The organism is Bradyrhizobium sp., from assembly GCF_022844465.1.
Lineage (GTDB): Bacteria > Pseudomonadota > Alphaproteobacteria > Rhizobiales > Xanthobacteraceae > Bradyrhizobium.
Genome location: NZ_JALHLP010000002.1, coordinates 148168 through 162260, shown reverse-complemented (window position 1 = coordinate 162260; position 14093 = coordinate 148168). Strand labels below are relative to the sequence as shown.

The 14093-nt window shown below is 66.8% G+C and carries 13 protein-coding genes and 1 tRNA gene; 5 read left to right on the top strand and 9 right to left on the bottom strand.

The window, feature by feature from the left end; translation table 11 throughout:
* Positions 1-162 precede the first annotated feature (162 nt).
* From Q0D31_RS07030 to Q0D31_RS07020, 3 genes are all read left to right on the top strand, one after another.
* Positions 163-597, top strand: a complete 435-nt coding sequence (locus Q0D31_RS07030) for a DUF559 domain-containing protein (RefSeq protein ID WP_291847474.1) — start codon at positions 163-165, stop codon at positions 595-597.
* A complete protein-coding gene (gene pheT / locus Q0D31_RS07025; protein ID WP_291847473.1) occupies positions 594-3002 on the top strand; it encodes a phenylalanine--tRNA ligase subunit beta in 2409 nt (802 codons plus the stop codon). Before Q0D31_RS07030 ends, pheT begins: the two co-directional genes overlap by 4 nt.
* A gap of 212 nt (positions 3003-3214) precedes the next feature.
* Positions 3215-3985: a sulfite exporter TauE/SafE family protein gene (locus tag Q0D31_RS07020; protein ID WP_291847471.1), complete on the top strand. Its 771-nt coding sequence runs from the start codon at positions 3215-3217 to the stop codon at positions 3983-3985.
* Here Q0D31_RS07020 and Q0D31_RS07015 read toward each other — a convergent pair.
* Both Q0D31_RS07015 and Q0D31_RS07010 read right to left on the bottom strand, forming a co-directional pair.
* Positions 3982-4650, bottom strand: a complete 669-nt coding sequence (locus tag Q0D31_RS07015) for an adenine nucleotide alpha hydrolase (protein WP_291847469.1) — start codon at positions 4648-4650, stop codon at positions 3982-3984. The two genes, Q0D31_RS07020 and Q0D31_RS07015, sit on opposite strands and share 4 nt — an antisense overlap.
* Positions 4650-6044, bottom strand: coding sequence for an FAD-dependent oxidoreductase (locus tag Q0D31_RS07010; RefSeq protein ID WP_291847467.1), 1395 nt, complete (start codon positions 6042-6044; stop codon positions 4650-4652). Before Q0D31_RS07010 ends, Q0D31_RS07015 begins: the two co-directional genes overlap by 1 nt.
* Positions 6045-6235: 191 nt before the next feature.
* Here Q0D31_RS07010 and Q0D31_RS07005 point away from each other — a divergent pair, with 191 nt between their 5' ends.
* The gene (locus Q0D31_RS07005; RefSeq protein ID WP_291847465.1) at positions 6236-7222 is read left to right on the top strand and encodes a YiiX/YebB-like N1pC/P60 family cysteine hydrolase; all 987 of its coding nucleotides are present in this window, start codon (positions 6236-6238) and stop codon (positions 7220-7222) included.
* A gap of 99 nt (positions 7223-7321) precedes the next feature.
* Here the strand turns inward: Q0D31_RS07005 and Q0D31_RS07000 are convergent, their stop codons facing one another.
* Positions 7322-7531 (bottom strand): hypothetical protein, encoded by a 210-nt coding sequence (locus Q0D31_RS07000; protein ID WP_291847463.1) that lies wholly within the window; start codon positions 7529-7531, stop codon positions 7322-7324.
* A 277-nt stretch (positions 7532-7808) separates the two neighbouring features.
* Positions 7809-8090 (bottom strand): hypothetical protein, encoded by a 282-nt coding sequence (locus Q0D31_RS06995; RefSeq protein ID WP_291847461.1) that lies wholly within the window; start codon positions 8088-8090, stop codon positions 7809-7811.
* 220 nt (positions 8091-8310) lie between these two features.
* Between Q0D31_RS06995 and Q0D31_RS06990 the strand changes: the two genes are divergently transcribed.
* Entirely contained in the window at positions 8311-9339 is a 1029-nt protein-coding gene (locus Q0D31_RS06990; protein WP_291847459.1) for a polysaccharide deacetylase family protein, read from the top strand.
* 94 nt (positions 9340-9433) lie between these two features.
* On the opposite strand, the gene Q0D31_RS06985 is transcribed toward Q0D31_RS06990, so the two are convergent.
* The 5 genes from Q0D31_RS06985 to Q0D31_RS06965 all read right to left on the bottom strand — a co-directional run bounded on the left by Q0D31_RS06985 (position 9434) and on the right by Q0D31_RS06965 (position 13964).
* On the bottom strand, positions 9434-9853 hold the full coding sequence (locus Q0D31_RS06985) for a hypothetical protein (RefSeq protein ID WP_291847456.1): 420 nt from the start codon (positions 9851-9853) through the stop codon (positions 9434-9436).
* A 123-nt stretch (positions 9854-9976) separates the two neighbouring features.
* A tRNA-Thr gene (locus Q0D31_RS06980) sits at positions 9977-10052 on the bottom strand.
* Between the two features lie 93 nt (positions 10053-10145).
* Complete coding sequence (locus Q0D31_RS06975; protein WP_291847454.1) at positions 10146-11912, bottom strand: heme biosynthesis HemY N-terminal domain-containing protein; 1767 nt, start codon at positions 11910-11912, stop codon at positions 10146-10148.
* Between the two features lie 8 nt (positions 11913-11920).
* Positions 11921-13099 (bottom strand): hypothetical protein, encoded by a 1179-nt coding sequence (locus Q0D31_RS06970; RefSeq protein ID WP_291847452.1) that lies wholly within the window; start codon positions 13097-13099, stop codon positions 11921-11923.
* A 127-nt stretch (positions 13100-13226) separates the two neighbouring features.
* On the bottom strand, positions 13227-13964 hold the full coding sequence (locus tag Q0D31_RS06965) for a uroporphyrinogen-III synthase (protein ID WP_291847450.1): 738 nt from the start codon (positions 13962-13964) through the stop codon (positions 13227-13229).
* Positions 13965-14093: the final 129 nt, after the last annotated feature.

Here is a 14093-nt window from a genome sequence, read left to right as displayed (position 1 = left end):
AGCCTAACCCTCCCCCGCAATCGGGAGAGGGAACGGACTTTCATTGCGGTAAATAGCTTTTGTGAAACGGATACGAACCTCTCAGTCCAGCCGTCGGTCAGACTCCCTCTCCCGCTTGCGGGGGAGGGTTGGGGTGGGGGTGTCTCAGCATCGGAGGTTTCAATGGTTGATGAAAACCCTCCAAGCTGGAGAGTGTCCTCCAAACTCCGCTCGAACGCGCGCGCACTCCGAAAAAACTCTACCGACGCTGAACGGCTGCTCTGGGCCGCTCTGCGGGATCATCGGCTAAACGGCGCCAGCTTCCGGCGCCAGGTCCCCATCCAGAACTTCATCGCCGATTTCGTGTGTCATGCGGCGAAGCTCGTGGTCGAACTCGACGGCGGGCAGCATTTTTCCGACCGAGCCGAGAAAAGAGACGCCACGCGATCGGCGGTCATCGAGGCGCAAGGCTTCAAGGTCCTTCGCTTCAGCAATCAGGACGTGATGACCAATCGCGCTGGCGTCGTCGAAACAATTGCCTCCGCCGTCGCGGAGAAAGCCCCCACCCCGGCCCTCCCCCGCAAGCGGGAGAGGGGGGAAGAGAAGCAGCGATCATGAAATTCACGCTCTCCTGGCTGAAGGAACATCTCGATACCGACGAGCCGCTGCAGGCGCTCGCCGACAAGCTCACCATGATCGGGCTCGAGGTCGAGAGCATCGAGGACAAGGCGAAGCAGCTTTCGCCGTTCTCGATCGCGCGGGTGATCTCGGCCGAGCCGCATCCGAATGCCGACCGCCTGCGCGTCTGCATGGTCGATACCGGCAACGGCGCGGCGCCGGTGCAGGTGGTGTGCGGCGCGCCGAACGCCCGCGCCGGCCTCGTCAGCGTGTTCTCCCCGCCCGGCACCTTCATTCCCGGCAAGAACATCACGCTCGGAATCGGCACCATCAGAGGCGTCGAAAGCCGCGGCATGCTGTGCTCGGCGGCCGAGTTGCAGATTTCCGACGACCATGACGGCATCATGGAATTGCCGGCGGATGCGCCGGTCGGCCATGGCTACGCACAATGGGCCGGCCTTGGCGATCCCGTGATCGAGATCAACCTGACGCCGAACCGGCAGGACTGCACCGGTGTCCACGGCATCGCGCGCGATCTTGCCGCCGCCGACATGGGCAAGTTCAGGGATCCCGCGATCAAGCCGATCAATGGCGAATTTCCCTGCCCGGTGAAGGTCACGGTGGAAGACCCGGCGCTCTGCCCGGGCTTTGCGCTGCGGCTGGTGCGCGGCGTCAGGAACGGCCCGTCGCCGGAATGGCTGCAGAAGCGCCTGACCTCGATCGGCCTGCGGCCGATCAACGCGCTGGTCGACATCACCAATTTCATGACCTACGACCGCGCCCGGCCGCTGCATGTGTTCGACGCCAGCAAGGTGAAGGGAAACCTAACCGTGCGTCGCGCGAAGAACGGCGAGACCCTCAAGGCGCTCGACGGCCGCAGCTACACGCTCGATCCCGGCATCTGCGTGATCGCGGACGACCACGGCGTCGAATCGCTTGCCGGCATCATGGGCGGCGAGGCCTCCGGCTGTGGCGCCGGCACCACCGACGTCCTGATCGAATCGGCGCTGTGGAACGAGATCAACATCGCCCAGACCGGCCGCCGGCTCGGCATCAATTCCGACGCGCGCTACCGCTTCGAGCGCGGCGTCGATCCGGCCTTCATGGTGCCGGGGCTCGAACTTGCGACCAGGCTGGTGATGGAGATGTGCGGCGGCACGCCGTCGGAGAATGTCGTCGTCGGCAACGCTTTCGGCGACGACCGCGTGATCGATTTTCCGCTGCATGAGGTCAAGCGACTGGCCGGAATCGAGGTGCCGTTTCCGGAAACCCGGCGTATCCTCGGCCATCTCGGTTTCATGCTGGCGGGCAGCGGCCCGGTGGTGAAAGTCGCCGTCCCCTCCTGGCGCAGCGACGTCCACGGCAAGGCCGATATCGTCGAGGAGATCGTGCGTATCATCGGCCTCGACAGGGTGCCGATGACGCCGTTCGAACGCGGCGACGACGCCCGCAAGCCGGTGCTGACCATGATCCAGACCCGCACCCGCCGCGCCAAGCGCGCGCTGGCGGCGCGCGGCATGGTCGAGGCGGTGACGTGGTCGTTCATCGCAAAGCCCCATGCCGAACTGTTCGGCGGCGGACAGGCCGAACTCGCGCTCGCCAACCCGATTGCCGCCGACCTGTCGGACATGCGGCCGAGCCTGCTGCCGGGCCTCGTCGCCGCCGTACAGGCCAACGCCAACCGCGGCACCTCCGATGTCGCGCTGTTCGAAGTCGGCCAGGTGTTCAGGGGCGACAGGCCCGAGGACCAGTTCGTCGCGGCATCGGGCGTGCGGCGCGGCTTTGCGTCCTCGCAAGGCATCGGCCGGCACTGGTCCGGCGCGGCGATCGCGGACGCGCTTGACGCCAAGGCCGATGCGTTCGCGGTGCTGGCGGCCGCCGGGGCGCCGATGCCGGCGCTGCAAATCGTGCCGGGCGGCGCCGGCTGGCTGCACCCGGGGCGTTCCGGCACCATCCAGATCGGGCCGCAGAACGTGCTGGGTTACTTCGGCGAGTTGCACCCGCGCACGCTGGAGCGGCTCGGCGCCGACGGCCCGCTGATCGGCTTCGAGGTGATCCTCGACCGGATACCCGACGCCAGGAAGAAGCCGACCCGCGCCAAGCCTTTGCTCGAACTCTCCGCGTTCCAGCCCGTGTCGCGCGACTTCGCCTTTATCGTCGATGGCACTGTGAAGGCCGGCGACATCGTGCGCGCCGCGCAGGGCGTCGACAAAAAGCTGATCACCGAGGTCACCGTGTTCGACGTCTACGAAGGCAAGGGCATCGACCCCGGCAAGAAGTCCGTCGCCATCGCCGTGACGATGCAGCCGCGCGAAAAGACGCTGACGGACCAGGAGATCGACGCGGTGGCGGCCAGGATCGTGGCCGAGGTGACCAAGAAGACCGGCGGCGCGCTGCGCGCGTGACATCGTGGTGACCACGCGGTTCGCTGCAACCTCTCCCGCTTGCGGGGGAGGTCGCATCGCATCGGAGATGCGATGCGGGTGGGGGAAACTCTCTCCACGCAAACAGTGTCGCTTGTGGCGGCACCCCCATCCCGGCCTTCCCCCGCAAGCGGGAGAAGGAGCGCAGCTGCGGCGTGGCTGCGTTTCGACCTCTTCTCACCACGCGGGAAAGCATGAGTCTTTCGGACCTCATTCCGGCCGAGATCGGCAGCAACGCGGCGATCGCGATTTGCGCCATCGCCTTCGTCGCGGGAACGGCGCGCGGGTTTTCGGGCTTCGGCGCGGCCTTGATCTTCATGCCGCTGGCGAGTTCTATCGCGGATCCGCGGCTGGTCGCCCCGTTGCTTCTGCTCATCGATTTCGTCGCCGCCGCGCCGCTGCTTCCGAATGCCTGGAAGCAAGCGGACCGCAAGGCGACTGCGATCATGGTCTGCGGCGCCCTGATCGGCGTGCCGATCGGAACCTATTTCCTGAGCCGGCTCGAACCCGTCACCACGCGCTGGATCATTTCGACCTTCGTTTTCGCGCTGTTGCTTCTGCTGCTCTCGGGCTGGCGCTATCGCGGCAAGGATCATGCGGCGATCACGGTCGGCATTGGCAGCCTCGCCGGTTTCTGCAGCGGACTGGCCCAGACCGGCGGGCCGCCGATCGTCGCCTACTGGCTCGGCCGCCCGATCGCTTCCGCCATCGCGCGGGCCAACATCGTGCTGTACTTCGGCGCCTCGGCCATCCTTTCCAGCATCAGCTATACAACCGCCGGATTGATCACGACCGCTTCGATCAAGTTCGCGTTCGTGGTCGGCCCGTTCTATGCCATCGGCATCTGGTTCGGTGCGTCGCTGTTCGGCAGAGCCTCTGAGGCACTATTCCGCGGGATCTCATACGCGCTGATCGCCGCCTCGGTGGTTATCGGATTGCCGGCGCTGGACGGCGTGCTGCGTTAAGCCAGCACCAGATCGCAATACGCATAACCGTCGCGCTCGACGCGCTCGCCTGCCATGACCGCGATCCGCCGCGAGAACATCGGCCCCGCCACCACGCAGGTGTGGAACTCGCCGTTCTCGCCGCAAGCGTCGACGCCCAAGGGCAGGTCGGCCAGCAGGCTCGCGTCGAATTTGCGGCCGGCGAATGCCGCCGGCAACTTTTTGAGATCGACCGTGGCGAGATGGGCCTCAAGGCCACTTGCGATCATGGCCCGAGCCAGCGCCGGCGTCGGCCGGTCCCAGAGCGGAAACACCGGCGTGATTCCGCTGCCTGAGAGTTTCTGTTCGCGATAGGCGCGGATATCCTGAAGGAACAGATCGCCGAAGATCATGTGGGTGACGCCGTCGGCAACCGCGTTTGCGACCGCCTCGCCCAGCCGCGCCTCGTAGACCTCGTTCGGGCAGGGATAGGGAATCGGCACGATCCGCTGCGGCAGGCCGGCGGCTTCGCACTGCGCCTGCAAGATATCCTGCCGCACGCCATGGATCGAAACCCGGCCGAAGGTTTCGGTTACCGTCGTCAGCGCGCCGACCACCTCGAACGCGCCCGCGCGCATCACTTCATGCAGCGCAAACGCCGAGTCCTTGCCGCTCGACCAGGAGATCAACGCTTTCGGACGGGGCATCAGTTTGTCGGGGAAGCCGGCGCACGCCGCGGCTTGGCGGGCCGCGCGGGCTCCTGATCCCTCAGCGCGCCGATCCGTCGCAAGGCGGCTTCGGCGGCGCGCTCGCCGCTCTCCCAGGCGCCGTCGACCGTTCCCCACAGCGTCTCATGGGTGGCCTCGCCGGCAAGATACATGCAGCCGATCGGCTCGCTCAGCACCTTTCGCGACGATTGCCCGCCGGAACTGGCGGCCGACATCGCACCGAGCACGAACGGCGCGGCATTCCAGCGCGTCGCGCCGGATTTCTTCACCGCGGAAGCGATATCGCTGCCGTACAGTTTCATCAGCCATTCCCTCGCAAACGCGACCATGGCCGCCTCGCCCTGCGCGGAGAGGTCGCGGCCGAACGCGCCGCCGACGTCGATCGTACAGAGCGAGGATCCGCCGATATTGGCATGCATCAGCGCCGTCCTTGTTGAGCTGCTCTGCTCGATGACAACTTCGTCGCGCGCAAGCCCCAGCGGATTTCCGGACAATTGCAGCGCGATCCGGTCATAGCTGCCGAGGCTGAGCCTTGAGATCGCATCGAGTGAACGCTTCGGGAGTTCCGGCGCGAACCTGATATTTCCGGCGACTAGCACGTTGCTCGACACCGTGATCACGGCGGCGCGCGCCGCGATCCTGCCGGCCGGCGTTTCGACAAAGACCTCGCGATTGCTCCAGGCAATACGATTGGCCGGCGTCGACAGCGCCAGCGGCACCGGCTCGCCGAGCCTGGCGACCAGCGTGCCCAGTCCCTGACGGCAGCCGATCGCGGTGTTGCGGTCCTGGGCACGGGCCTTGTCGCCGGTGGAATGATCCTTCAGGTCCTTGCCCGAGAAGCCGGCGCCGAGCACGAACTCCGCCGCGCCGGCCCAGTCGCCGAGATCCTTCGGCAGGACAGAGGCGCACGAAACATCCAGCCGGCGCGAGGCTTCATCGATGGCGCGGTTGGCGCGCACCAGCGCTGCGAGCATCTCCTCGGTTTCGCCGGCGCGCGCGTAGCGGCGTCCGATGCGGATCTTCTGGCCGGACGGCGCCGTCGTGATCTCGAACCCGGCCGACCGCGCCAGCTTGATCATCGGATTGGTCTCGGGATTATACATCCAGCGCGCGCCGCGATCGAACGGCAGGTCGAATGTCGAAGCGTCGGTCTGGCATCGTCCACCGACCTGGTTCGCCGCCTCCACCACGATCACCTTGCGGTTCGCCGCCATCACCCGCCGCGCCGCCGCAATGCCGGCAGCACCCGCGCCGATCACGACGATGTCGGCCTCGCGCGGCAGCGGCGCGGCGCCGGCGCGCGCGCCGGAAAAAGCCGGAGTTGCCGCCAGCGCCGCGGACGCCGACAGGAAGCGGCGGCGGGTCATTGTCATGTCATGGTTTCCGAAGCCTTGAAGGAAACAGAACAGCCCGCGAACTCTGCAGCATCTCATCATACGCGGCAACACTCATGGTGAATCAATCATGATTGAACCGTCTAAGGCAGGAACTAAATTGAAACGCCTTGCGACCATGATAAAGGGTGCAAGAAAAGCGGACAGAGAGCCGCTACGGGGATAGTTTGATGGGCGTGATGCTCGATACCGTCGGCAAGGTGATCGCGGGCTACCTGCAGAAGGAAATCCCCGGCTATGAGCCGTTCACGCCCAGCGATCCCGAGCATCTGCGCGGCGTCATCGCGCCCGGCGACGTGCTGCTGGTCGAAGGCAACAACCGGATTTCCGGCATCATCAAATACCTCACGCAATCCACCTGGTCGCATGCCGCGCTCTATGTCGGCCCGATCGACGGCGCGGCCGAACCCGACGGCGAGCCGCATGTCCTGATCGAGGCCAATATCGGCGAAGGCGTGACCTCGGCGCCGTTGTCGAAATACTATCCGTACCACACCCGCGTCTGCCGTCCGATCGGCCTGTCGTTCGAGGACCGCACCACGGTGTGCCGTTACGCCATCAACCGGATCGGCTTTGGCTACGACACCAAGAACATCGTCGACCTGATGCGCTATCTGATCCCGTTGCCGGTGCCGCAGCGCTGGCGGCGGCGCATCATCGCGTTCGGCTCCGGCGATCCCACCAAGATCATCTGCTCGGCGCTGATCGCACAGGCGTTCGACGCGGTGCGCTATCCGATCCTGCCCAAGATCACCCGCGCGGCCTCCCGCAAGGCCCGGCGCGAGATCCTGCACATCCGCGATTCCTCGCTCTACATGCCGCGCGATTTCGACATCTCGCCCTATTTCGAAATCGTCAAACCTACCATCGTGCATGGCTTCGACTACACCGCCCTGCACTGGGCAGACAAGCAGAAGCCGCTCCCGGAGGTGGCGGGCGAGTTCGCCGTGTTTCCACGGATCGAATCGCCGGCGCTCGTTCCTGAGGCGACTGACCAGGAAGCGCCGCTTCCAGAAGTAACCTTGTCGGGCATGGAAGTGGCGATCGTCGAACGGGTGACCGTGACCGAGCATTTCCTTGCCGTCGAATATGTCGAAGTTCGGCCGCCGGAGCGCCGCGCAAGGCCGCGCTACAAAGCATCGGTACACGCGGCCTGAGCTGCCGGCCACTCGATGCGGCAGGACCGGGGCGCGCCCACTTATCAAGAAGCCGGCAATCCATCGAAACGGGAAAGGCTCCGACGCCGCAGCGGCTTTCTACTGTCCGTGGCTGGCCAGCATCTGCTGGCAGGCCTTGCTGAGGCGGGCGCGATTCTGTTTCAGGCAGGCCAGGATGATCTGGTCACCCTCCTGCATCTGCGCCCGGCAAAACCGCGAGACGTCGCGCGCGCAGGCGTCATGTCCCTGCTGGGCCGGCGCAGCCGTCGCCATCAGAACCAGCGGAATGATGAAAAGAATCTTGGTCATGGGCGAGGCCTCGGCATTCTCCGGAAGCGCCAATGGCGCGCTGCACCCGGTTCTGATCGAATCGGAACCGAAGCCCTGGATTCCCGCTTCGACGGGCCTTTCTGGCGCGAACCGGCAGCTGTTTGCATCGGGACGCTATAGATCGCGCCAATTCGGGCCGCAACGCATTTGTGGGAGGGCCAACTCGGCCGACGTCCGTCTCTGCAGGCCGCCGGAAACGAAAAAACGCCTGCGTCTGATCGCGCAAGCGTTTTTCGAGGACTTGGGGTCGCCGGCGTTACTGGGCGGCGAGCTTGCCGGACTTCTGGGCGGCCATATCGCGATCCATCACGCCGCGGCAACCGGCGCTGAGATCCGCGCGATGCTTCACCATGCAGGCGGTGATCTTCGGAATGTTGGGGATTTCCGAACTGCAGAGGCGGAACGCGTCGCCGGTGCACTGCTGCTGCGCTTCCGAACTGAAGGCAAAGCTGCTGGTCGAGGCGACAGCGGAGAACGAGGCAACCAAAGCCAGCGCTAGACTGACCTTGCGAACGGTGCTGGTAAACAGAGTGGTCATTGTCGGCTCCCTTTGGTCCGGCCATGCGGGCCCGTTGTTGATGGTCACAGCATGCGCCGAAACCGGGAACTCGACTGTGACAGATGTCACTCAGGGTAAATCCCGGTTTAAAATCCTGTTTTTCCCGACCTGACCCGGCCGCCGTTGGTGGGGCGTTAAGACATCGTTCGCATTAATGGGGCGTTGCCTGTGTGTGCCCCGAGTAAAGGAAAGCGTAGCGATGCGTAGTGCGTTGGGCCTGATGCTGGCCAGTGTTGTATCGTCGGTGGCCATCGCCGGTTTCTGGTTCTGGACTTCCCCGCCGCGCGCCGCCGCAAAACCCTCCCAGACCATCGCCACCGGCAAGGCCGCCCCGGCGCCAGCCGCGGCCAGGACCGCGCCGAGGGATGATCTCGAGGTTACGGCTTCACTGCTGAAGCCGGCGCCGGCCCCCGCACCCGCAATCTCGCCCCAGGGCGCGAAATCGACCTGCGCCAATCCCGATGCGCTTGGCGTCAGCCGCACGGTGGTGATCAACACCACGGGCGGGCCGGGCTTCGGCTTCCTGCAATACAAGCAGTTCGACTTCCTGACCGACAAGGAGGTGGTGCTGACCTTCGACGACGGTCCCTGGCCGACCACGCCCGCGGTGCTGAAGGCGCTGGCCGACGAATGCACCAAGGCGATCTTCTTTCCCGTCGGCAAGCACACGACCTATCACCCCGAGATCCTTCGCCAGGTCGCCGCGGCCGGCCACACCGTGGGATCGCACACCTGGTCGCACGCGCATCTCGACAGCAAGAAGCTGACGGAGCCGCAGGTGAGGGAGGAGATCGAGAAGGGTTTCAGCGCCGTGAAGATGGCGATCGGTTCGGCGCCGGCGCCGTTCTTCCGTTTCCCCGCGCTCGCCCATACCCAGGCTGCAATGGGCTATCTCGGCACCCGCAACATCGCGATGTTTTCCTGCGACGTCGATTCCAACGACTTCAAATCGTCAGGCCCGGACCAGGTGATCCAGACCGTCATGACCAAGCTGGACAGGCAGGGCAAGGGCGTCATCCTGATGCACGATCTGCAGAAGAACACCGCGCTGGCCCTGCCGGCGCTGCTGCGCCGCCTCAAGGCCGGCGGCTACAAGGTCGTGCAGATGAAGGCCAAAGAGCCGCTCGAAACCCTGCCCGAGTATGACGCCATGCTGGCGAAAGACCAGAAAACTCCGGCCGTCGCCAGCCGCCCAATCAGCAGCGTGGTGCAGACGGTTTCGCAATAGGGATTTTGCGGCAGGCCGATATCGGCTTCGGCCTTGTCGAATGCCAAACGCGCCCTTCGGATTCAAACCCGAAGGGCGCGTTTTGCTTGGCTTATTACCAAAAGATGCCGTGCCGGTTCAGCTCGCGAATGATGCGGGCTTCAGTCCAGTAGCGGCTGCTGCGCGGTTTCGCGCTCCGCGACGACGACGACGCTTTCTTCGCGACCGGCTTGGCGGGCTCGGCGACGGGCTGCTCGACCTTGGCCGCCGGGGCCTTGATCGCGTCGGGCTTGTTGGTTTCGAGCCGGGGCTCGACGACCGCCGGCCGCTCGATGTATCTCGGGGCTTCCGCCTTGGGTGCTTCTTTGGGCGCTTCCACCGCCAGCGGCGCCTCGGCGGTTTTTTGCGCGTCGGTTACCCTGGCCGGCGCGGTCACGGCCGTGGTCTCGCTCCCGGCCATCGAGAGGCCGCGGTCGCCCGCCTGCGCGGCGGCGGAAGCGAAAACGAACCCTGCGATCAGAATGAGTTTACGCATGATGAATCTCCCCTTGAGGTGCGAGGGGAAATTATTTCGGGTGGACGTTTTGTTATGTGAGATAGATCACGCAACTACTGCAAGCGAGCGACGTGCCCTCGTATGTTTGGAGGTCGCAAAACGTGGTGCCGCAAACAGGACTCGAACCTGTGACCCCGTCATTACGAATGACGTGCTCTACCAACTGAGCTATTGCGGCGGACCGAAGCGGCGTTCGGCGGCTGAGCCGAAACGCCCGCACCTGATATCGGGCACCGCCCCGGTTGGCAAGAAAAACGCTGGCATCGCGCCGTCAGTTGCCGCCCAACCGGGACAGGAATCCGCGCCAGCCGCCGGCCTGGGCCTTGGGCGGGCCGATCTGGTCGGCGAATTCGTCGGGCGCGGCGTCGTCGTCGACGCCGGGATCGTCGGGCGCGCGGATGATGGGAATCACGGCGGGAATCGGGGCCGGAACCGCCTTCGGGATATCCCGGCGGGCGCGGAACAGCGGAGCGGGCGCAACAGGCGCCGGGCTGGCCGGTGCGGGTGAGGGCGCCGTCGCTGCGGTGGCGGCGGCCAAGGGCCGGGCTTCGGCGGGCGCGGGTTCGGAAGCAACCGGCTCGGCTTCGGCCGCCGGCGCATTGTCCTGCGCGGCCGCGGACGGCAGCGGCGCCGGCGCGAGCGCAGCCTCCTCAGCTTCACCGGACCGCGGCGGCTCGATCACCACCGCCCGGCGCGGCGTCGCCAGCATGGCCTCCTCGAAGGCGGAGGATTCGAGCGCGTCGCCCTTGTCGGAGGGAAGGGCCGCGACCGGCGTCTGCCACTGGAAGGCGTCGAGCCGCCCCGATACCGGCGAGACCGGCCGCCAGCTCTCGCTGACATAGCCGTCCGCCGTCCAGGCCGGATCGTGCCGCGCGCGCACCGCGCGCAAGGTCCACGCCCGGGCGCGGCCGGAATCACCATGCTCGGTGCGCTCCAGTTCGGCCATCAGCAGCGCGACCCGCTGGGTTGGTGCTGCGATGAAGGGGGCCAGCGCCTCGCGCGCTTTGGCGAACTCGGCGGCGTCGATCGCCGCGCGCGCAATCGCCAGCGCGCCCTCGATATGGCCGGGCGCCTTGGCGGCGAGCGTCTCGACCCGCACCAGCCGCTGGCGGGCGGAATCGCCGAGCTTCACATGTGCATAGGCGTCGGCGAGATCAGGGTGCGGCTGCGCCAGCCACGCGGTCTCGACCAGCCGCATCGCGCGCCGCACCTGGTGCGCCTCGCTTTCGAACTTGCTGGCCAGCACCGCGGCCGGCACCAGCGTCGGCGCCAGCTTGACCGCTTCCATCACGCTCTCGCGCGACAGGTCGCGATCGACCTTTTCCAGTTCGATCGCCCGCGCCGTCAGCAGCACGCCGCGCTGCCGGCGATAGGTCGCCTTGTCGATCAGCCCGGCGGATTGATTCTGGTCGAGGATATTCAGCGCCCCGGCCCAGTCGCCCTTGGCGCAGCAGAAGCCCAGCACCGCGTGCGACGCCCATGGCGACGACGGCGACAGCTTCAACGCTTCCTCGGCCACCATGACGGCGGCGACCGGATCGTCGGCGCGCTGCGCCTCGATGAACAGGCCGCGCAGGCCCAACAGCCGCGTGTCCTCGCGCTCGGCCATGGCGCGGAAGACGCGCCGCGCGGCTTCGCGGTCGCCGTCGAGCTGCGCCGATTGCGCATGCAGCAGCAGCGCCAGCGGATCCTGCGCGGCATGCCTGCGCGCGGTCTCGGCATGGGCGCGGGCGGCGGCGGAATCGCCGTGCCCGATCGCCAGCAGCCCTTGCGTGATCGCCTGCCGGCCGCGGGCCTGACGCCGTTCGCGGCGGCTGCGCCGCAGCCGCGCCGGCGCGCGCCACAGGCCGCGCAGGATCGCCCACAGCATCATGGCAGCGACCACGACGATGCCGAGCGCCAGCACGAACACCGGCAGCGTGGTCTGGATGCGCCAGCCGCCCCACGACAGCATGACATCGCCGGTCTGTTCGGCGATCCAGGCCGCGCCGGCCGCACCGAGCGCAATCAACAGCAGAAACAGGATGATCCGGAGCATCGAAATCCCTATTGCGCCGGTTTGCCCAGCGTGGCCATGGCGTCAGCGGCGAATTGACGGGATGCGGCGAGCGCGGCGTCGCGCGCGTCGGCCTTGTCGAGCCAGGCTTGCGCGGCGGCGCGATCGGCCGGCGCCAGCGTCTTCAACTCCCGCCGCGCTTCGTTGGAATCGTTGCGCTGCGCCGCCGCGGTGATCCGCGCGACCAATGCGGCGCGGTCGTTGCCGGCGGTGTCGGTGCGCTCGATCTTGACCAGCCTGGCCGCGCCCGCCTGCAGCCGATCGACGATGCCGGAGCCTGCCGTGGCCGTATCCTGTTGCGTGGCCGGCAACAGCTTCGGCGCCAGCGCCAGCAATTCGGCGCTGAGCTTGCCGGCGTTCGGCACGCCCGTGTCCGCGAATGGATCGAGCGGCTTCAAGGCGTCGGGAGCGGCCGCCAACGATTTCGCAGCCGAAAGCGCCGCCTTGTAGGGATCGCCGCCGCGCACCAGCACGTCGAGCAGCGCCGACGCCACCACGCGGCGCAGCGGCACATCGTCGGCGGGTTTGGCATTTGCCGCCCCGGCATCGGCGATCTTGCCGGCTTGCACCGCGATTTCGGCGCCTTGCGCCTTGACCTCACTCTCCAGCCTGGCGAGGCGTGCGCCGATGGCAGACAGATCCGGCGACGCCGCGCCGTCACCGCGCGGCGCTGATTTCAGTTCGTTGACGACGGAGGCGAGTTGCTCGCTTTGGGCGCGGGCGGCGGCGAGTTCCCCACGCAGAGCCGCGACGGCCTTTTCAGCGGCCTCGGCGCGCGCAGACGCGGCCGGATCGGTGGCGGGCTTGCTGATTTTCGATTCCAGCCCGGTGATCCGGGCCGAAAGACCCTCGACGGCGGCGGAATGAGGCTGCGGCGCGGAGGCGGGCTGGATCGGAGGCCATCCCAGCATCCAGCCGACGCCGATCACCAGCGCCGCGGCGGACGCGCCGGCGACGGGGGCAATGATCCAGGGGGAAACCGGCCGCGGTGCCGGCTCCGTCACCGGCGACTTCGGTGGGAACTCGGGCGCAGGCGGATCTGGCGCATCGCCGGCGCCTTCCGCCGCGGTCGAAACCTCGGTCGCCTCCAGATCGATGGTGGGCGGCGCCCGCCGGGGCCGGTCCGAACCCGTCGGTGATCCCTTCTCGTCGGGCCTTTCATCGACCATTACCGCAGTTCCCTAAACGTTCAGGTGCCGGACATCGGCAGGATCGGGTTTGTTAGAGCATGATCCGGATATCGAGGCACCGATTTTCCGGCAAGATCATGCTCAGACTAAAAGCCTAGAGTCTTCATCAGGGCCGCAGGGAACGGCCGAGGGAATCGAGCAGGGCGTTTTCGTCCGGCGAAATTGCTGCCGTGACTTGGGTGGCGCCGGCATCCCGCAGGATGGCGGCGACGGCGGCGGAAATGCAGTATTGCGGCAGCGCCAATGCCGATATTTCCACCCCCGCCGAGCGGGCCGCCTCGAGAAATGCGCGGGCGCTGCGGCGTGAGTAATGCAGTACCGCCTCGATCCGGTTGGCCAGGAAAGCGTCGCAAATTTCGCGTGGCAGGCCGGACGCCGGGACCATCCGGTAGGTCGTCTGCGTCACCACCGTAAAGCCCTTCTGGCCGAGTTCCCCCGCAAGGTCGCGCGCGAGATCGGCTCCCGCGAGATACAGGAGCGGACTGGCCTTCTGCAGTCGCTTCGACTTCACGGCGGCCAGCACCAGATCGCGCAAGGCGCCGGCATCGCCGCCGGAGGCGATCACCTCGCCAAATCCGGCATCGCGGGCCGCGGCGGCGGTGTGGTCGCCGACGGCGAACAGCGGCAGCTTCAGCAGCCGGCTGCCCGCGAGATGGGACGCGATGGCGCGCAACGCATTGGCGCTGGTGACGATGACGGCGCCGTAGCGGGCGTCGGCGTCGTCCTGGAACGGGACCGGCTCGAACCGGAGCATCGGGGCGCGCAAGACATCGAACCCCCGCGCGCGCAGCGCCCTGGCCGTCGCCTCATCGTCCGGATGCGGGCGCGTCACCAGAACGGCCATGGATCATATCTCCGGGGGAGCGATTTCGACATTGCCGACGATTGCACGCTGTAACCTCGTAATGCTACCCGGTTACGGAAGCGTTTCTGCCGGCGATAGCGCACGGGCTCAAATTGGACAACGACACGC

What these genes read in the sequence shown, in the direction of transcription:
- Q0D31_RS06985 (WP_291847456.1), bottom strand. Translation starts at nt 9,853, where the DNA reads ATGCGTAAACTCATTCTGATCGCAGGGTTCGTTTTCGCTTCCGCCGCC.
- Q0D31_RS07005 (WP_291847465.1), top strand. Translation starts at nt 6,236, where the DNA reads ATGGGCGTGATGCTCGATACCGTCGGCAAGGTGATCGCGGGCTACCTG.
- Q0D31_RS06965 (WP_291847450.1), bottom strand. Translation starts at nt 13,964, where the DNA reads ATGGCCGTTCTGGTGACGCGCCCGCATCCGGACGATGAGGCGACGGCC.
- Q0D31_RS07015 (WP_291847469.1), bottom strand. Translation starts at nt 4,650, where the DNA reads ATGCCCCGTCCGAAAGCGTTGATCTCCTGGTCGAGCGGCAAGGACTCG.
- Q0D31_RS06990 (WP_291847459.1), top strand. Translation starts at nt 8,311, where the DNA reads ATGCGTAGTGCGTTGGGCCTGATGCTGGCCAGTGTTGTATCGTCGGTG.
- Q0D31_RS07020 (WP_291847471.1), top strand. Translation starts at nt 3,215, where the DNA reads ATGAGTCTTTCGGACCTCATTCCGGCCGAGATCGGCAGCAACGCGGCG.
- Q0D31_RS06975 (WP_291847454.1), bottom strand. Translation starts at nt 11,912, where the DNA reads ATGCTCCGGATCATCCTGTTTCTGCTGTTGATTGCGCTCGGTGCGGCC.
- Q0D31_RS07000 (WP_291847463.1), bottom strand. Translation starts at nt 7,531, where the DNA reads ATGACCAAGATTCTTTTCATCATTCCGCTGGTTCTGATGGCGACGGCT.
- pheT (WP_291847473.1), top strand. Translation starts at nt 594, where the DNA reads ATGAAATTCACGCTCTCCTGGCTGAAGGAACATCTCGATACCGACGAG.
- Q0D31_RS07010 (WP_291847467.1), bottom strand. Translation starts at nt 6,044, where the DNA reads ATGACAATGACCCGCCGCCGCTTCCTGTCGGCGTCCGCGGCGCTGGCG.
- Q0D31_RS06995 (WP_291847461.1), bottom strand. Translation starts at nt 8,090, where the DNA reads ATGACCACTCTGTTTACCAGCACCGTTCGCAAGGTCAGTCTAGCGCTG.
- Q0D31_RS07030 (WP_291847474.1), top strand. Translation starts at nt 163, where the DNA reads ATGGTTGATGAAAACCCTCCAAGCTGGAGAGTGTCCTCCAAACTCCGC.
- Q0D31_RS06970 (WP_291847452.1), bottom strand. Translation starts at nt 13,099, where the DNA reads ATGGTCGATGAAAGGCCCGACGAGAAGGGATCACCGACGGGTTCGGAC.